This window comes from Hydrogenophaga sp. (genome assembly GCF_030373245.1).
Lineage (GTDB): Bacteria > Pseudomonadota > Gammaproteobacteria > Burkholderiales > Burkholderiaceae_C > Hydrogenophaga.
This window is the reverse complement of the sequence record NZ_JAUCZF010000004.1, coordinates 200,548-219,425: the sequence shown is the minus strand read 5'-3', so window position 1 is coordinate 219,425 and position 18,878 is coordinate 200,548. Positions and strand designations below refer to the sequence as shown.

Annotated in this window: 13 protein-coding genes; 7 read left to right on the top strand and 6 right to left on the bottom strand. The window is 64.7% G+C overall.

Features of this window, described 5'->3' with window-relative positions; translation table 11 throughout:
- Positions 1–5 precede the first annotated feature (5 nt).
- The 3 genes from dxs to xseB are packed head-to-tail and all read right to left on the bottom strand — an operon-like array spanning position 6 to position 3,084.
- On the bottom strand, positions 6–1,901 hold the full coding sequence (gene dxs, locus QUV25_RS11255) for a 1-deoxy-D-xylulose-5-phosphate synthase (protein WP_300863876.1): 1,896 nt from the start codon (positions 1,899–1,901) through the stop codon (positions 6–8).
- A gap of 17 nt (positions 1,902–1,918) precedes the next feature.
- A complete protein-coding gene (locus tag QUV25_RS11250) occupies positions 1,919–2,821 on the bottom strand; it encodes a polyprenyl synthetase family protein (protein WP_366945658.1) in 903 nt (300 codons plus the stop codon).
- Positions 2,818–3,084 (bottom strand): exodeoxyribonuclease VII small subunit, encoded by a 267-nt coding sequence (gene xseB, locus QUV25_RS11245; RefSeq protein ID WP_300863874.1) that lies wholly within the window; start codon positions 3,082–3,084, stop codon positions 2,818–2,820. Before xseB ends, QUV25_RS11250 begins: the two co-directional genes overlap by 4 nt.
- A 290-nt stretch (positions 3,085–3,374) precedes the next feature.
- On the opposite strand from xseB, the gene QUV25_RS11240 reads away from it, so the two are divergent.
- From QUV25_RS11240 to QUV25_RS11220, 5 genes are all read left to right on the top strand, one after another.
- Positions 3,375–4,565: an aromatic ring-hydroxylating dioxygenase subunit alpha gene (locus QUV25_RS11240; protein WP_300863873.1), complete on the top strand. Its 1,191-nt coding sequence runs from the start codon at positions 3,375–3,377 to the stop codon at positions 4,563–4,565.
- A 141-nt stretch (positions 4,566–4,706) separates the two neighbouring features.
- Positions 4,707–5,597 carry a DMT family transporter gene (locus QUV25_RS11235; RefSeq protein ID WP_300864226.1) on the top strand — a complete coding sequence of 297 codons (891 nt, stop codon included), beginning with the start codon at positions 4,707–4,709 and terminating at the stop codon, positions 5,595–5,597.
- Between the two features lie 86 nt (positions 5,598–5,683).
- A complete protein-coding gene (locus QUV25_RS11230) occupies positions 5,684–6,535 on the top strand; it encodes a sulfurtransferase (RefSeq protein WP_300863872.1) in 852 nt (283 codons plus the stop codon).
- Positions 6,536–6,629: 94 nt separating this feature from the next.
- Complete coding sequence (locus tag QUV25_RS11225) at positions 6,630–9,278, top strand: PAS domain-containing sensor histidine kinase (RefSeq protein ID WP_300863871.1); 2,649 nt, start codon at positions 6,630–6,632, stop codon at positions 9,276–9,278.
- A 157-nt stretch (positions 9,279–9,435) separates the two neighbouring features.
- Positions 9,436–12,006, top strand: coding sequence for a PAS domain-containing sensor histidine kinase (locus QUV25_RS11220; RefSeq protein WP_300863870.1), 2,571 nt, complete (start codon positions 9,436–9,438; stop codon positions 12,004–12,006).
- Positions 12,007–12,192: 186 nt separating this feature from the next.
- Here QUV25_RS11220 and QUV25_RS11215 read toward each other — a convergent pair whose 3' ends face one another.
- Both QUV25_RS11215 and QUV25_RS11210 read right to left on the bottom strand, forming a co-directional pair.
- Complete coding sequence (locus QUV25_RS11215) at positions 12,193–13,032, bottom strand: ZIP family metal transporter (RefSeq protein ID WP_300863869.1); 840 nt, start codon at positions 13,030–13,032, stop codon at positions 12,193–12,195.
- An 82-nt stretch (positions 13,033–13,114) separates the two neighbouring features.
- Positions 13,115–14,014, bottom strand: a complete 900-nt coding sequence (locus tag QUV25_RS11210) for a dienelactone hydrolase family protein (RefSeq protein WP_300863868.1) — start codon at positions 14,012–14,014, stop codon at positions 13,115–13,117.
- Positions 14,015–14,296: 282 nt separating this feature from the next.
- On the opposite strand from QUV25_RS11210, the gene QUV25_RS11205 reads away from it, so the two are divergent.
- Complete coding sequence (locus QUV25_RS11205) at positions 14,297–15,646, top strand: FAD/NAD(P)-binding oxidoreductase (RefSeq protein ID WP_300863867.1); 1,350 nt, start codon at positions 14,297–14,299, stop codon at positions 15,644–15,646.
- 27 nt (positions 15,647–15,673) lie between these two features.
- On the top strand, positions 15,674–16,033 hold the full coding sequence (locus QUV25_RS11200) for a DUF5368 domain-containing protein (protein ID WP_300863866.1): 360 nt from the start codon (positions 15,674–15,676) through the stop codon (positions 16,031–16,033).
- 28 nt (positions 16,034–16,061) lie between these two features.
- Here QUV25_RS11200 and polA read toward each other — a convergent pair whose 3' ends face one another.
- Entirely contained in the window at positions 16,062–18,872 is a 2,811-nt protein-coding gene (polA, locus tag QUV25_RS11195; RefSeq protein WP_300863865.1) for a DNA polymerase I, read from the bottom strand.
- Between the last annotated feature and the right edge of the window lie 6 nt (positions 18,873–18,878).

Genomic DNA, 18,878 nt, shown 5'->3' with positions numbered 1-18,878 from the left:
GGCGCTCAGCCCACTGCCTTGAGACCGGGTGCGGCGTCCAGGAAGGATGCAAACCGGTTCCGCACCGAGCGCTCGATGCCCCCGGCATCCAGCCCCAGCATGGACAGCAACTTGGCCGGGTCGCCATGTTCGACAAACTCATCGGGCAAACCAAGCTGCAACACCGGCAGGTTCAACCCATCGGCCTGCAGCGCTTCAAGTACCGCCGAACCTGCACCACCCTGGATACAACCCTCTTCCAGCGTCACCAGTGCCTCGTGGGTGTGCGCGAGTTCGCGCAGCAGCTCCAGGTCCAGCGGCTTGGCCCAGCGCATGTTGGCCACGCTGGCGCCCAGTCGGTCGGCTGCGGCCAGCGCGGGGTGCAGCAGGGTACCAAAAGCCAGGATCGCCACGCCGCGCCCTTTGCGCGTCCACTCGCCCCGCCCATAGGGCAACGGCTCCAGACCAGCAGGCTGAGATGCACCGATGCCGGCTCCTCGCGGGTAGCGCACCGCCACCGGATGTTCGCGCGCAAACGCCGTGCTCAGCAGCTGGCGGCATTCGGCCTCGTCAGACGGACAGGCCACCGCCATGTTGGGGATGCAGCGCAGGTAGGCGATGTCGTAAGCGCCGGCGTGGGTAGCGCCGTCGGCACCGACGATGCCCGCGCGATCAAGCGCAAACACCACCGGCAGGTTTTGCAGCGCCACGTCGTGGATGAACTGGTCGTAGCCGCGCTGGAGAAAAGTGGAGTAGATCGCAACCACGGGCTTGAGGCCTTCGCAAGCGAGACCGGCGGCAAACGTCACCGCGTGCTGTTCGGCGATGCCCACATCGAAATAGCGCGCGGGGAATCGCCGCTCGAACTCGACCATGCCCGAACCCTCGCGCATGGCGGGCGTGATGCCGACCAGGCGCGGGTCGGCCGCCGCCATGTCGCACAGCCATTGACCAAAAACCTGGGTGAAGGTGGTCTTGGGCGCGGTGGCGGGTTTGGTGAGACCCACCGCCGGATCGAACTTGCCCGGACCATGGTAGGCCACGGGATCGGCCTCAGCCAGCTTGTAACCCTGCCCTTTTTTGGTCACGACGTGCAGGAACTGTGGGCCGCTGTCGTGCTCCAGCAAGTGGCGGATGTTTTCCAGCGTGGGGATCAGCGAGTCGAGGTCATGGCCATCGATGGGCCCGATGTAGTTGAAGCCGAACTTCTCGAACAGCGTGGCCGGCACCACCATGCCCTTGGCCTGCTCCTCCAGCCGCTTGGCCAGTTCGAACAGCGGCGGCGCGTTGCGCAGCACTTGCTTGCCCACGCTTTTGGCCGCCGCATAGAACTGGCCGCTCATGAGCTGCGCCAGGTAGCGGTTGAGGGCTCCCACCGGCGGAGAGATCGACATGTCGTTGTCGTTGAGCACCACCAGCAGGCGGCCATCGGCCACGCCGGCGTTGTTCAAGGCTTCAAACGCCATGCCGGCCGACATGGCACCGTCACCGATGATGGCCACGGCATTGCGGTTTTCGCCTTTGATCTTGGCGGCCAGCGCCATGCCCAGGGCGGCCGAGATGCTGGTCGACGAATGCGCAGTGCCAAAGGTGTCGTACTCGCTTTCATCGCGGCGCGGAAAACCGCTGATGCCGTCGAGCTGGCGCAAGGTGTCCATGCGGTCGCGCCGCCCGGTCAGGATCTTGTGCGGGTAGGTCTGGTGACCCACGTCCCACACCAGCCGGTCTTCGGGCGTGTTGAACACGTAGTGCAATGCAACCGTCAGCTCCACCGTGCCCAGGTTGGAGCTGAGGTGACCGCCGGTGCGCGCGACGCTGTGCAGCAGAAAGTCGCGCAGTTCGTCAGCCAATGGCGGCAACTGATGGCGTGCCAGCTTGCGCAGGTCGGCGGGCGACTCGATGGTGGAAAGCAGTGCACTCATGTGGCGGTGTCCAGTGTTCAATGGGTACGACGGCCGACCCAGTCGGTCAGCGCGTGCAGGGGCTCGACGCGGGCGAGCCCGGTAGCTTGCAGGGCCTCGTGGGCCTGAGACAGCAGCCGATCGGCATAGGCCTGGGCCGCCTGCAGACCCATCAGCGCGACAAAAGTGGGCTTGTCGGCTGCGGCGTCTTTGCCTGCGGTCTTGCCAAGGGTGGCGGCGTCGGCGGTGACGTCGAGCACATCGTCGACGACCTGAAAGGCAAGGCCCAATGCAGCGCCGAAGCGCCGCAGTTGCTCGGTGGTCGTTGCGTTGACATGGCCGCAGGCCGCGCCCATCAGGACGCTGGCCTGCAGCAGGGCCCCGGTCTTGAGGCGGTGCATGCGCTCCAGCGCAGTCTGGTCCAGCGCCAGACCGATGCTGGCCAGGTCCACCGCCTGCCCACCCGCCATGCCCTGGGCGCCAGCCGCACGCGCCAACAGGCGACACAAGTCGCTCGCCAGCCGAGGCTCGACGCTGGACTCGGGCACCAGAAGCTCGAAGGCCAGCGCCTGCAGCGCATCGCCCACCAGCAAGGCCTGGGCCTCACCGAATTGCACGTGCACCGTGGGTTTGCCCCGACGCAGCACATCGTTGTCCATGCACGGCATGTCGTCGTGCACCAGGGAGTAGGCGTGGATCAGCTCCACCGCGCAGGCCGCGCGCATCGCTGCCTCGGTCGCGCCGCCCACCGCCTCGCTGGTGCCCAGCACCAGAAGGGGGCGCAGCCGCTTGCCACCATCAAGCACCGCGTAGCGCATGGCCTCGCCGAGACCGCCGGGCGCATCGCTCACAACCCAGGTCGACAAGGCGCGCTCCACGGCGGTCTGGCGCTCGCTGCGCCAGAGCTCGACCTGTGCCTGGGTGTCGCTTGGGTGGTTCAATCCGCGGTCCAGGTCTTGAGCTCACCACCTTCGAGCACTTTGATCTGGTCTTCGACCGCGTCGAGCCGCTCGCGGCAGAAGGCCAGCAGCTGGGCGCCCCGCTGATAGCGCGACAGCAACTGGTCCAGCGGCAGTTGCCCGGCATCGAGCTGGGACACGAGCTGCTCCAACTCGGTGAGCGCGTCCTCGTAGCTGGACGCTATCGCCACCGACTCCGTGGCGGGAGCGGCGGTCTTGGTGGCGCGGGAAGATGGGGGCGTCATGCAATGGTCGTGGTTGATCCCGGTCGGGCGTCTGTTATGCACAGCATCGGACCGGTTGGATCGCGGTTTCGATTTTAGCCCTCCGGCCCCTGAGCGCCCAGCCTGTGCCCCTTTGCCCGTCGCGGGCGCACTCTTTCACCCCCTGGGGTACACTCCCCCCTCATTTTTTTCTACTGACGGGCCCTGGCTGCCCGGAGGGACGCACCACTTCACCCATCCCGCGCGAATTCGTCTTTTCGAGCAGCGCTCACCCTGCCCCTTCATAGGGGGAGTCTCTAGGTCAGGACCTTATGTCTGATTTAAGTCTTCAACTTCAGCAGGCCAGAAGCCAACTCCCGGTTTCCAGCTATTTCGACCCAGCGCTGTTCCAGCGCGAAATGGAAACCCTCTTCCAGCGCGGTCCCCGGTACGTGGGGCACCAGCTGTCGGTGCCCAACCCGGGGGACTACCACGCCCTGCCACAGGAAAAAGGCGGCAGGGCCCTGGTGCGCACAGAACGGGGCGTGGAGCTTGTCTCCAATGTGTGCCGCCACCGCCAGGCCATCATGCTCAAAGGCCGTGGCAACCTCGGCAACACGCAGCCAGGGAGCGCGGGCGGCAACATCGTCTGCCCGCTGCACCGCTGGACCTACAGCGGTGGCCAAAGCTCCTCATCGTTGGGCAATCTGCTCGGCGCGCCCCATTTTTCCCAAGATCCCTGCCTGGACCTGAATCGCTATGGCCTGCGCGAGTGGAACGGCCTGCTGTTTGAGGACAACGGGCGCGACATTGCCACCGATCTGGCGGGCATGGGGCCACGCGCCGCGCTCAGCTTCGACGGCATGGTGCTTGATCACGTGGAGATGCACACCTGCCACTACAACTGGAAGACCTTCATCGAGGTCTACCTGGAGGATTACCACGTGGGGCCGTTTCACCCCGGTCTGGGCCAGTTCGTCACCTGCGAGGATTTGCGCTGGGAACTCAAACCCGAGTATTCGGTGCAGACGGTGGGTGCGCAAAACCTGCTCGGCAAAGCCGGCAGTCCGACCTACCAGCGATGGCACGAACAGCTGATGCAATACCGCAGCGGTCAGCCACCAGACCATGGCGCCATCTGGCTCACCTACTACCCGCACATCATGATCGAGTGGTACCCCCATGTGCTCACGGTCTCGACCCTGCACCCGGTGAGCCCGACCGAGACGCTGAACATGGTCGAGTTCTACTACCCGGAGGAAATCGCGGCCTTCGAGCGCGAGTTTGTGGAGGCGCAGCGCGCGGCCTACATGGAAACCTGCATCGAAGACGACGAGATCGCCGAGCGCATGGATGCCGGGCGCCAGGCCTTGCTGGCGCGAGGCGACAACGAGGTGGGGCCGTACCAGAGTCCGATGGAAGACGGCATGCAGCACTTTCACGAGTGGTATTCCAAAAAGCTCCCCCCCGCGCCGCCTTCGGCGTCACCCCCCCAGAGGGGCGGCGCAATGCGGCCCGGCTGAGCCGGTTCCGCTGCGCCACTAGGCTGAATGCCCACCATGCCTCGACGATTTTTTCAGGCCACCGCAGAACCGGCTTTGCCGGGCTGCCAGTGGCGCCCCCCTGGGGGGGTGACGCCGCAGGCGGCGCAGGGGGGATAGAAAATTCAAGCCCTCTGGATGCTGCTCGCGTCCTTCTTTTTTGCGACCATGGGCGTGTGCATCAAGTACGCGTCCGACCACTTCAACAGCTTCGAGATCGTCTTCTACCGCGGCCTGGTGGGCATGATTTTCTTGATCCTGCTTACGCGCGCGAGAGGCGTTTCGCTGCGCACCCGCCTGCCCATGATGCATTTCTGGCGCAGCCTGGTGGGCGTGATCGCGCTCACCTCTTGGTTCTATGCCATCGCCGCCCTGCCGCTGGCCACTGCGGTGACGCTGAACTACATGAGCAGCATCTGGATCGCGGCATTTTTGCTCGGTGGTGCGGTGCTGATGCAGAAAAACCAGATGCCGCTGCGCCACCAGAGCCCGCTGTTCATCACGGTGCTGATCGGGTTTGCCGGCGTGGCCCTCATGCTGCGCCCCACCTTCAACCCGGAGCAAATGACCGGCGCGCTGGTCGGCCTGTTTTCCGGCATCTTCTCGGCGTTTGCCTACCTGCAGGTGGCAGCCCTGGCGCGCGCTGGCGAACCGGAAAGCCGCACCGTCTTCTACTTCTCGATTGCGGCGGTGGTGGCCGGCGCCTTCGGAATGGCGTTTGCGGGCGTCAACGCCTGGCATTGGCCCAGTGCCCTGTGGCTGCTGCCCATCGGCTTGCTGGCGGTGTTTGGCCAGCTCTGCATGACCCGCGCCTACTCGCGTGGCGCCACCATGGTGGTGGCCAACCTGCAGTACTCGGGCATTGTCTTCGCAGGCTTTTACAGCCTGACGCTGTTCGGTGACGAATTGCCCTGGATCGGCTGGCTGGGGATGGGGCTGATCATCTTCAGCGGCATCACCGCCACCGTGCTGAGGGCACGGGCCATTCCAAACGCGCCGGCCGAAGGTCACTGAGCGCGTGACAGCCTGCACGCGGACACCGCGCCACTAACACTTTGGTGGAATACCGAGGTGTCGGCGAGCGGCGCACAATCATGCGTATGTATGCCACCCTGATTTCCCCAGAGGAGTTGCAGGCCCTGGATCCCGCGTCCGTCCGGATCTTCGATTGCAGCTCCAACCTGACCGATCCAGCCGCCGGCGCCGAGCAATTCCAGTCTGCCCACTTGCCGGGGGCGGTGTTCGCCGACCTGAACCACGACCTCAGTGGCCACGATCCCGCGCACAACGCCAGTGGTGGCCGCCATCCCCTGCCTGATCGCTCCCATTTCGCCACCTGGCTTCGCCGCCAGGGCCTCAACGTCGGCATGCAGGCAGTAGTCTATGACCGCCAGGGTGCGAACTACTGTGGCAGGCTTTGGTGGATGCTCAAATGGTGCGGCCACGAGCCGGTGGCGGTTCTCGACGGCGGTCTCGCCGCCTGGCAAGCAGCGGGCGGTGCGGTGGTGACTGGCTCTGCCGATCCCTGCGCGGAAGGCAATTTCGTACTGGGTGAACCGCTGGTGAAGGTCCTGCACACCGCGGACCTGACGAAGCGCCTGGGCGATCCCGCACAGACCCTGGTCGACGCCCGTGCCAGCGCCCGCTTTCGCGGTGAGGTCGAGCCGCTCGATCCGGTGGCGGGCCACATTCCCGGGGCGCTCAACCGGCCTTTTGCCGACAACATTGGGCCTGATGGCCGGTTCAAGCCAACTGCCCAGCTGCGCGCCGAGTTCGAGCGCCTGCTGGCTGGCCGCGACCCGATGACGGTGGTGCATCACTGCGGCAGCGGCGTGAGCGCCATCCCCAATCTGCTGGCCATGGAGTTGGCCGGGCTGGGAAGGACAGCCCTGTTTCCCGGCAGCTGGAGTGAGTGGTGCAACACACCGGGGCTTCCCTGCGCCCGGACTTAAGTTGCTTGGCGCTGAGTCGATGTCAATAAGAAAGCAGTCCGCCGCCCCGTGCATCGGGAAACCAGGAAGTTTCAATTAAATCTGTCCAACTGCTTTGAAACCTGAAACTCGTGCGTCCACCGCCACTGCAGCGCTGGACGCAGCCGCCCTGCCCACGCTGAAACTGGTTGCCATGTTGATGGCCTCCAGCGGCGGCCTGCTGGCGATCTACATGTATTTCTTTTCAGTCACGCCGCGAAACTTCATTTCGCCCGCGATGATTTGCGTGCTGGGTGGTATCGCCGTCGTTCTGCTTCGTCGCGGGCATGTCCGTCTGGTCGCGCGGCTGATGGTGACCGGGGTGCTGTTGGCGGCGGTGGCATCGGTCATCGTGTTTGGCTCCCTGCGCTCGCCGGGGGTCATGATGTTCGCAGCCGCTGTGGTCACGGCCGGCATCTTCCTTGGTCGCGCGGACCTCATTGGTTCAATGCTATTCACCTTCCTCGCCCTGCCGATTCTCCTGTGGGTCGAGCAACAGGGATTGATGACGGCGCCATCGATGAAGGTTGACCTCAGAACCTTGATCTCTTATCTGACGATCTTCACCGTGATCGCCCTCGTGGTCTACTACGCCCGCGAAAGAACCTGGCGAGCCCAAGAGCAATTGCTGAAAGCACTTGAAGCGCGCCAAAGTGCCGAGCGCGAGCGCGACCGCAGCCTGGAGCGCTTTGCGCACATCTTCCGCACGAGCCCGACGCCCATGCTGGCGCAGTCGGCGCGCAATGGTCTGATCCTGGATGTCAATCCGGCGTTCGAGCGCTGCTATGGCATTGCGCGTGATCAGATCGAGGGCCGTGACGACACAGCTCTCTGGGCCGATGCCAGGCAACGCGACGCCTACGTGCAACGTCTGTTGGAGCATCGCCACGTGCTCGATTTCCAGTGCAAAGGCCTGCGCACGGACGGCACCACCTTCGACGCGCTGCTCTGCAGCGAAATGGGCAACGACCCCGAGGACAAGCTGATCATCACCACGGTCACCGATGTCAGCGCGCAGACGCTGGCACTGGAAAAGCTGAAGCGCTCCGAAGAGCGGTTTGCAAAGGCGTTCAACTTCAGTCCGCTGAAGATGACCATCACCCGGCTGAGCGATGGCACCTTCGTGGAGGTGAATCAGGCACGCGATCCCGTGCAGGGTCTGCAGCGCCAAGAGCTTCTGGGCAAATCCACCCTCGACACCGGTGGCTGGCTGAGCCCGCAGGAGCGCCAGGCGTTCATTGCGCGCATCCTGCGAGAAGGTCATGTGAGCGGCTATGAAACCCGCATGCGGCACGCCGATGGCCAGCTGATCGACGCCAAGATGTGGGCCGAGCGGATCGAGATCGACGGCGAAGATTGCATCCTTTCCTGCTTTGTCAACACCACCGAAGAAAAGCGCCGCGAAGCCCAGCTGATGGCGCTCAGCAGCGGCATGGCTGGCCCGATTGGCGACGCCTTGTTCAGCGCACTCACGCTGCACATGGCGCAGGCGATTGGCGCCGACATGGTCAGCGTGGGTGAACTGGATAGCAACGAGCACCTGCGTACCCTCGCCGTCTGGAGGGATGGCATCCCTGGCAACAACCTCACCGTCCCGCTCGCGGGCTCTCCTTGCGCCGCAGCGCTGGACCAGCCCGATCTGTGTGTCTTTGAAAGCGGAGTTGCGCAGCAATTCGCACAGCACCCGATCATCACCAGCGAGGGTTTTCAGGCCTACATCGGCCAGTCGCTTCGCGATGAAGACGGCACGCCGATCGGTCTGCTCAACGCGTACTGGCGCCAGCCCGTGCAACTGGGTAGCGAGGCCCGCGCCCTGATTGCGATTTTCGCCAGCCGGGCCAACGCCGAGCTGGTCCGCCTGCATCGCGACCGCGAGATCCAGCGCCTCAATGCCGGGCTGGAGCGGCGGGTGCACGACCGCACGACCGAGTTGCAGAAGCTCAACGCCGAGCTGGACTCCTTCGCCTACTCGGTGTCACACGATCTCAAGTCGCCGTTGCGCACAATCGACGGCTTCACCCGGTTGCTGGGCGAGCAGCTGGGCGGGCGCCTGCAGCCTGAGGAGCAGATGCTGTTCGAGCGCGTGCTCGGTGCGACCCGCCGAATGAGCGCCCTGATCGCCGATCTGCTGGCGCTGGCGCGGGTCAGTCAGGGTCGGCTCGAGCTGTCACCGGTGGACTTGAGCGCTCTCGCGAACCAGATCATGATGAGCGAACAAGAGAAGTACCCCGAACGTGCTCTGCGCTGGCAGATTGCGCCCGGCCTGACCTTACATTGCGACGAACGACTGGTTCGCATTGCCCTGGAGAATCTGCTCGGCAACTCGGTGAAATACACCAGCAAACGGACCGATCCGCTGATTGAACTGGGCCAGCTGGGCGGCGAGACAGGCGGGCCCGGCGAACTCTTCGTTAGGGACAACGGCGTGGGCTTCGATATGGCCCAGGTGGACAAGCTCTTCAAGCCCTTTCAGCGCCTGCACATGCCCAGCGAATTCGAGGGCACAGGCATCGGCCTGGCCACGGTGCACCGCATCGTGGAGCGGCACGGCGGCAGCATCCGTGGAGAGGCCGAGCCGGGTGCCGGAGCGACGTTTCGCTTTACGTTGAGCGAAGCTTCTCGACTGGGAACGTCATCGCCGCTCTCGGCAAGCCCTTCTCTGCTCAGCCCTCGCATCGAAGGCAGCGGGTCAGACGCCAGCTTGATCGATGGGAAGGTGGGTTGATGCAGCGCGCTGATGCAAGCCGGTCACCCACGAGGTGTCCTTGTGCCATTCACTGGCAAGAGGCCGCTTCACCATGGCCGGAGCGATGCCAGAAGGCAGTCGCAGCAAAGCGGGGTCCAGATCCGGTCGGTCCAAACGAGTCCGACTGCGAGATGACATGAGCGAGAACTATTCAGCCAGCCTGTTTCAGACGCCCGGTCAGATCGACACGGCGGAGAGCCTGGACACCCAGCGCCTGCGGTCGCTGCGGGTGTTGCTGCTCACGCTGAGCGTCATCGTTCCCGCCATCGTGCTGGCACTCTGGTGGCGTGGCGGGGCCACGGGCATCGCCCTGGTGGCCGCCGGACTCTGGCTGTCGTCGGTGCTCATGCTGTGGCTGTCGCACACCCGCCTGTCGCACCGAGTTCCCCTGCTCATGATCGTCGTGGTGCTGACCGCGGGTATCGCCGGTGTGATCGCCGACGGATCGGTGCGCAGTGCGGGGGTGCTGGTCATCATGGCCGCCGTGATCGGCGCCGGCACCTACTTGAACCAGCGCGCCATGATAGGGAGTGCGCTGGTTGCGGTGACCTCGCTGGGTTTGCTCAACTTCGCCCAGCAGGAAAACTGGATGCACCCGTCTCGTCTGCCCGGTGACTGGGCCCTGTGGCTGACCCAGACCGCCGTGATGGGCTGCCTGCTGGTGATCGTGTACTACGGGCGAACCCGCCTGGAGGCGGCTTTCGAAGCGCAGCAGCGGACTCTGCAGCACTGGGAGCGGGTGGCACTGGCGTTGCAGGAGAGTGAAGCGCGCTTCATGGGCATGTTCCGCAACAACCCGGCGGCCACGCTGGTGCAGCGCGTGGATACCCGGGCCGTGCTGGAGGTGAACGAGGCCTTTGTTCAGATGATGGGCTACTCACGCGAGCGCCTGATTGGCCAGGCGCCGCCCAGCATGTGGGCGGACGAAGCTCAGCAAGCCGCGTTTCGCCAGCAGTTGACCACCCAGGGTCGGGTGCACAACCTGGCCGCGCGCGGCCTGCGCGCCAACGGCGAAGCATTCGACTGCGTGGTGTTCGCCGAATTTGTGCAGGCGGGCAATGATCCGCTGGTGATCACCATGCTGCTGGATGTCAGCGCCGAAGTGGCCGCGCGCCAGGCCTTGAAGAGATCGGAAGAGCGCTTCTCCAAGGCCTTCAACTTCAGTCCACTGGGCATGACCATCACCCGCACATCCGACGGCCTGTTTCTCGAGGTCAACCCGGCCAATGAGCGCGTGCTGGGCTATTCCCGCGAAGACTTCATGGCGCGCACCTCGATGGCAGCCGGGGTCTGGCTGAGCGAGACCGATCGCAACGCCTACATCGATGCGCTGAGTCGCCAAGGGCGGCTGCTGGGCTACGAAACCCGCATGCGAAACAAACAAGGCGAGGCGGTGGACGTGAAGATCTGGTCTGAACTCATCGAGCTGGAGAACGAGCCGTGCAACCTGGCGTTCACCCTGAATGTCAGCGAAGAAAAGCGCAAGGCCGCGCTGCTCATGCGGGTGGCCAAGGGCGTGTCGGCGCAGACTGGCGAGGCATTTTTCCAGTCGCTGGTGCAGCAGCTCGCGCAAGCCGTCGGGGCGCACGGCGCGGTGGTGGCGGAGACCCGACCCGAGGGCGGACTCACTTCGCTGGCCCTGGCCTGTCAGGGGACATCGGACCTGGACGCCACGCTCAACCTCAATGGCTCGCCCTTAACCCGCACCCTGAGCTCGCCCGGACTGTGGTTTACCCAGCTGAGTCCGGACGAGGTGCGGACCCTGTGTCCCGATCCAGATGCCTACCCGCTGCGCTCGTTCGCGGGCGTGGCCATGCGCGATGACGATGGCACCGCGGTCGGTCTGCTCGGTGTGTTCTGGCTGGAGAACACCGAGCCCACCGCCGACACGCAGGCCCTGATCACCATCTTCGCCAGCCGCTGCAATGCCGAGCTGTTGCGCCTGCACCGCGACCGCGACCTGCACAAACTGCAGACCACGCTGGAACAGCGGGTGGCCGACCGCACGGCTGAGCTGGAGTTGCTCAACCGCGAGCTCGACACCTTCGCCTACTCGGTGTCGCACGACCTGAAATCGCCGCTTCGCTCCATCGACGGCTTCATGCACCTGCTGCAGGAGCAGGCCGCGCCGCGTTTCACAACCGACGACCAGATGCTGATTTCTCGCGTCATGGCGTCGGCGCAGCGCATGCACGGGCTGATCAACGACCTGCTGGCACTGGCGCGGGTCAGCCAGACCCAGCTGCAGCGCACCGATGTGAACCTGAGCGAGATCGCCGAGGATGTGATCCGGCAGGAACGGCACCGTGACCCGGAGCACGCCGTGGACGTGAGCATCCAGCCCGGGCTGATCGCCCACTGCGATGCGCGCCTGGCGCAAATCGTTCTCGAAAACCTGCTGGGCAATGCCTGGAAGTACTCGCGCAAGACCCCCCAGCCTCGCATCGAGTTCGGCAGCATGCCCACTCAGCCGGGCGAAATGCCAGTATTTTTCGTGCGCGACAACGGGGCGGGATTTGACATGAGCCGTTCTGATCGCTTGTTCAAGCCTTTCACCCGGCTGCACCAGCCCAGCGAGTTCCAGGGTTCCGGCATTGGCCTGGCCACCGTGCGCCGCATCCTTGAGCGGCATGGCGGTCACATCGCGGGGGAAGGTGCGGTGGGTCGCGGCGCCGTGTTCCAGTTCCTGTTCGGGCACGCCACCTAGGGACTGTGCTCAAAACTCGCGCCGTGCTCGGCTGGGTGCCTGTGGGATGAGGGGAGAGGCGCGGAAACCAAGGCAAGCCTGGACGGCCCGTCTGATGGTGCAGTGAAGCGCAGCGCTTGCAGTGAGTCAGCACCAAACGGGCATGGCGGCCGTGACGACCCCCATCGCCGAGCTTGAATCACCCGTTCAATGCGCGTGATGGGCCAGGCGGCTGACCAGCGTCACCAGCGCGATGCCGGCCCCCAGCCACGCCACCTGCCCTGCGGTCTCGCGCAGGCTCAGGCGCTTCTGCAGTTGCGGGATCAGATCGGCCAGGGCCACGTAGACAAAGCTGCTGGAGGCCAGCACCAGGAAGTACGGCAGGAAGTTCTCGAAACGCGACAACAGGAAGTAGCCGGTCAAACCCCCGATGGCGGTCACCGTGCCGGCCAGCGATACCTTGACCAGCGCCGCACGCTCGGTGCCCGAGGTCTGGCGCAAGACCACCAGATCGCCCATGTGGTGCGGCACCTCATGGGCCAGCACCGCCAGCGCCGCGACCACGCCCAGACGCATGTCGGCCAGGAAAGCCGACGCAATCAGGATGCCGTCACCAAACGCATGCACGCTGTCGCCAGCCAGCACCGTCCAGCCGCCGGCACGTTGTTCACTGCCGTGGGCATGGTGATGGCCGTGATGGTGCCCGGCATGGCCGCCAGCCTCTGCGTGCTTGACCTGGGCGGGCGCTGCCGGGTCGGGAATGCCGTGATGGTGCTCATGGCCGTGGTGCCACAGCTCGGCCTTGTCGAGCAGGAAGAAAAACACCAGCCCGCCGAGCAGCCAGGCAAACAGCTCATGCGCACCCGCCTGGCTCTCGAACGCCTCGGGCAGCAGGTGCATGAACGCGGTGGCCATGAGCGCGCCCGCGGCCAGGCTCAGCATGTGCGTGGTGAAGCGCGCCAGCATGGCAAAGCTCAGGAAGGCAGCCAGCCAGACACTGCCCACGCCAGCGGCCACCGTGCCGAGGAGGATCGCAATCAGGGTCATGGCAAAAAAACCGTTGTGAGCAAGAAGTCAGACACAAAAAAGGGCCGCATCTGCGGCCCTCGTGGCAGCCAGCGAGGCCTGGTCAGGCCACGCCGTGCTGCTTGAACCATTCGACGGCACGCTTCCAGCCGTCCTCGGCCGCTTCCTTGCGGAAGCTGGGCCGGTAGTCGGCGTGGAAGGCGTGCGGCGCATCGGGATAAACGACGAAAGTCGAAGCCTTGGAGGCCGCATTCCCGCCGCTGAGCACGGCCTTCATCTTATCAACCGTGTCAAGCGGGATTCCGGTGTCGGCTGCGCCGTAGAGCCCGAGCACAGGGCCGTTCAGCTTGGCGCCCACATCCACAGGGTGACGGGGTGTGAGGTCCGAGACCTGGCCGACCAGTCGCCCGTACCAGGCCACACCGGCCTTGACCTTGGGGTTGTGCGCAGCGTACAGCCAGGTCTGTCGCCCGCCCCAGCAAAAGCCGGTCACGCCCAGCTTGCTGGTGTCACCGCCGTTGGCCGCTGCCCACTGGACCGTGGCGTCCAGGTCTTGCATCACCTGGGCGTCGGGCACCTTGGAAATCACCTCGGCGATCAGCTTGGCCATCTCGCCGTAGCTCTGCGCGTCGCCCTGGCGCACAAACAGCTCGGGTGCAATTGCCAGGTAGCCCGCCTGGGCAAATCGGCGAGCGGTGTCGGCGATGTACTCGTGCACACCAAAAATTTCCGACAACACCAGCACCACCGGCAAACCGGTCTTGCCTTCGGGTGATGCTCGGTAGGCGGGCATCTTGAAACCGTTGACATCGATCATCACCTCGCCCGTGGTGAGCCCGGTGGAAGGGGTCTTGATCGCCGTCTGCGCCATGATGGGCAGCGCCGATGCCGCATACCCCACGCCGAGCGCGGCTTTCAGGGCGGTGCGGCGGGTGGTGCCTTGGGCGTTCGACTGCCCGGGCAGGAGGGCATCGAGGTCTTGGGTCAGGTTGTCGTTGAGCATGGGCGTCTCCTGAAGGGTGTTGATTGAGGCGGTGAAAGGCGCAGTGCGCAGCCGGATGGATGGCGTGGAAGCAAAAAGGTTCAGCGGGTGCCCAAGGCGACAGACCGCGCTGCATGAAGCCACCTAAACGGGACCGCCAGAAATGCGCACTGAAGGCGGGGAAGGCAGATGCTACAGCGATCGACATCGAACTTTGACAATTGTCAACCGATTCGCCCTGCTCCAAGCCTATAGTTTGACACTCCCAGGGGTATACAAAACCCGCTGCCAAAGGAGACAAACATGGTCGAACCCCGCCGCCCCGATACCCCGGCCTCGCCAATCGAAAAAGAACGTCGCCGCTTCCTGGCCAGTCTGGGTGTCCTGCCGCTGGCCGTGGCGGTGGCACAGACCCCCAGGCCAGCTCAGGCCGACACGCACAAGACACAGGCGCGCATCGTGATCGCCGGTGGTGGTGCTGCAGGCCTGACCGCTGCCAACCGTCTGGCCTCGGCGCTGGACGGCGCCAGGATCACCGTCATCGACCCGAAAAAGGAACACTGGTACCAGCCCGGCTTCACCCTGGTGGCCGCCGGTATCAAGCCCCAGAACTACACCGTCTCGACCACCGCCGACTACCTGCCCAAGGGCGCGGAACTGGTGGCGGAGAAAGTGGCCGAGATCGATCCGGAAGGCCAGAAGGTGGTGACCGAAAGCGGTCAGGTGATTCCCTATGACTACCTCATCGTGGCGCTGGGCCTGGAGCTGAACTACGCCGGCATTCAGGGCATGAACACCGCGCGCATTGGTCAGAACGGCATGGGCAGCATCTACTTCGGGCCCCAGGCCGCATCGGCCACCTATGCTGCGATGTCGCAATTCGCCGACCAGGGTGGCATCGGCGTGTTTGGCCGCCCGGCCGGCGAGATGAAGTGCGCAGGCGCGCCGCTCAAATACACCTTCATCACCGACGACCACCTGCGCCGCCGCGGCAACCGAGGCAAAGCCGAGATCCACTACATGGCGCATGCGAAGTCGCTGTTTGGCGTACCCATCGTGTCCGAGAAGGTGCGCATGCTGTTTGACGATCGCGGCGTCAAGGTGCACCAGGACCATGTGATGCAGGCGATTGATCTGGACAAGCGCATCGCTACCTTCAGCACACCGGCCGGCACACACGATCAGCCTTACGACTTCATCAACGTGATCCCGCCGATGCGCGCGCCCGAAGTGGTGCGCAACAGCCCGCTGCCCTGGACCGAAGGCCCGTTTGCGGCTGATGGCTGGATGGAGGTGGACCGCGAGACGCTGCGTCACAAACGCTACCCCAACGTGTTCGGTGTGGGCGACGTGGCAGGTGTACCCAAAGGCAAGACGGCAGCCAGCGTGAAATGGCAGGTGCCGGTGGCTGTTGCACACCTGATCGGCGACATCACAGGCCAGCCCTCGAAGGCGGTCTACAACGGTTACACCAGCTGCCCGCTCATCACCCGCCTGGGTCAGGCCATGCTGATCGAGTTCGACTACAACAACAACCTGGTCATGTCGTTCCCTGGCGTGATCGCGCCGCTGGAGGAGCTCTGGATCAGCTGGGTCATGAAGACCATGGCGCTCAAGCCCACCTACCTCAGCATGCTGCGCGGCCGCGCCTGAGCCCTGTAACGACCAAGGAGAACCCAGATGCAAGAACTCGATCCGATGGTGTTCCTGGCGGTGTTCCAGGAGATGCTGGGCCCCATGCTGTGGGTGATGCTGCTGGCGGCCGTGGTGGCGGTGGTGGCCCTTGTGACCCTGGTGCTGCGCGAACGCGGCATCGTCTCGCGGCGACTGGTGTACGCCGAACTGCTGGGTCTGCTCGGCGGCGGCGTGGCGCTGGTGATCATGGCCAAGGTGTCGTCCTCAGGCTTCACCGACGCTGGCGGGCCGGCCGACTGGTTTTTGATTGCGCTGGTGTATGGGGTTGGCCTGGTGGCCACCGTCATCATCACCTATGCGGTCATGGGCTGGATGAGACCGCGCCAGCGCAAAGCCAGCGTTTGAGGTGAGCGCTGCGGGGTGAGCAGGCGCTTCAGTGCGCCTGATCCCAGTTGGGTCCCACGCCCACCTCGGCCAGCAGCGGCACCTGGAGCTCGGCCACGCCGGCCATCAGCCTGGGCACCTCGGCTTTCAGCCAGTCGATTTCGGTCTCGGGCACCTCAAACACCAGCTCGTCGTGCACCTGCATGATCATCTTCGAGGCCTTCCCCTGCTGATCCAGCGCCTTTTGCACCTCGACCATGGCGAGCTTGATGAGATCAGCCGCGGTGCCTTGCATGGGGGCGTTGATGGCCTGGCGTTCGAGCGCGGCGAGTTTGGCGCCTTTGGCATTCTGGATATCAGGCAGCACCAGCTTGCGGCCGAACACCGTCTCCACATAGCCCTGCGCCTTGGCCAAGGCACGGGTGTCATCCATGTACTGCTTGACGCCGGAGAAGCGTTCGAAATAGCGAGTGATGTAGTTCTTGGCTGCGGTGTTGTCGATGCCCAGGGACTTGGCCAAACCGAATGTGCCCATGCCGTAAATGAGGCCGAAGTTGATGACCTTGGCGTAGCGACGCTGCTCGTGGCTCACCTCCGTCACGTCCACACCGAACACCTCGGCTGCCGTGGCCCGGTGCACATCTTCTCCCGCCTGGAACGCACGCAACAACGCAGCGTCGCTGCTGAGGTGGGCCATGATGCGCAGCTCGATTTGAGAATAGTCGGCACTGACGATCACGCTGCCCGCCGGCGCCACAAACGCTTCGCGCACGCGACGGCCTTCCGGCGTGCGAATGGGGATGTTCTGCAGGTTGGGGTCGTTGCTGGAGAGCCGACCGGTCACCGCCACGGCTTGTGCGTAGTGGGTGTGCACGCGTCCGGTGCGCGGCAAAGCGAGCTGGGCCAGCTTGTCGGTGTAGGTGCCTTTGAGTTTGGACAGACCGCGGTGCTCCAGCAGCTTGGCCGGCAGCGGATAGTCTTCGGCCAGTTTCTCCAGCACCTCTTCGTCGGTGCTGCGCGCGCCGGTCGCGGTCTTCTTGATCACCGGCATGCCGAGCTTGTCGAAGAAGATCTCGCCCAGCTGCTTGGGACTGGCCAGGTTGAACGGCTGGCCAGCAATGTCGTATGCCTCCTGCTCCAGCGCGTGGATGCGCCGGCCCAGCTCGTGGCTTTGTTTGGCCAGCGTGGGCGCGTCGATCAGCACACCGTTGCGCTCGACGCGGTACAGCGCCTCGCTGCTGGCGATCTCCAGTTCGTAGATGAAACGCAACTTGTCGTCTGCCTGCAATTGCGGCCAAAGAACGCGGTGCACGTCCAGCGTCTGGTCGCTGTCTTCACACGAATACTCAGCGGCCTTGGCCACATCGACCTGCGCAAACGGGATCTGGTGCGCGCCTTTGCCACACAGGTCCTCGTAAGCGATGCCGCTGCGGCCCAGGTGGCGCTCGGCCAGGCTGGCCAGGCCATGGGGCTTGTGCACCTCGAGCACATAACTTTGCAGCATGGTGTCGTGTGCATAGCCCCGCACCTCGATGCCGTGGTTGGCGAACACGTGGCGGTCGTACTTGACGTGCTGCCCGAGTTTCAGATGGGCCGGGTTTTCCAGCCAGGGTTTGAGCCTCGCCAGCACCTCGTCCATGGGCAGCTGAGCCGGCGCGTCAGGCCCGGCATGGGCCAGCGGGATGTAGGCCGCTTCGCCGGGCTTCACGCTGAAGCTGATGCCCACGATCTGCGCCACCATCTCATCCAGCGACGTGGTTTCGGTGTCCACGGCCACCAGCTCCGCCGCCATGACGCGCTGCAGCCAGGCGTCGAACACGTCCCAGGTCAGCACAGTGTCGTAGGCCATGGTCGACGCCGCGCTGGGGCCGTCTGGCGCCGCCTCGTCAAACAGGCCCGGTGCGGCGGCTGCGCCCGGTTTCGCTGCTGAAGGCACCGGTGCGGCCTTCGGCTCGGCACCAGCCACAGACTTGGCCAGCCCCTTGAATCCATAGGTCTCGTAAAAGACGCGCAGCGGCTCGGTCATGGGCTCGCGAATGCGGATCGCCTCCAGCGAGGGCAGGTCGGGCACCCAGCCATTCAAATCGCAATCTGTCTTGACGGTCAGCAGCTGGCGCGCGGTGGGCAACCAGTCGAGCGCCTGGCGCAGGTTTTCGCCCACCGCGCCCGTGATGTTCGCCGCATGGTCCACGATGCCCTGCAGCGAACCGTATTCGTTCAGCCACTTAACCGCGGTTTTTGGGCCGACCTTGTTCACACCGGGCACGTTGTCCACGGAGTCACCCACCAGAATCTGGTAGTCCACCATCAGGCTGGCGGGCACTCCAAACTCTTCCTGCACACCGGCCAGATCGCGCCGCTTGCCGCTCATGGTGTCGACGATGGTGATCTGCTCGTTGACCAGTTGCGCCAGATCCTTGTCGCCGCTGGAGATCACCACCTTCATGCCTTGCTTCGCCGCGGCCACCGCCAGCGTGCCAATCACGTCATCGGCCTCGACCCCGGGCACATCAAGCACGGGCCAGCCCATTAGCCTGACCACCTCGTGGATCGGCGCGATCTGCGAGCGCAGATCGTCAGGCATGGGACTGCGCTGCTCCTTGTAGGCCGGGTAGATCGCGTCGCGGAACGTCGGGCCCTTGGCATCGAACACGCAGGCGGCATAGGCGCTCGGGTAGTCCTTGATCAGCTTTTGCATCATGTTGATCAGGATGCGAATGGCGCCGGTTTTTTGCACCGTGCCATCGGCCAAGGTGGTGCTCATGCTTTCGCCGCCGGCAAAAAATGCGCGGTAGAGGTAGCTGGAGCCGTCCACCAGCAGCAAAACAGGGGAATCGGAGGGCGCAGAGGTGTCAGACATGCGGTC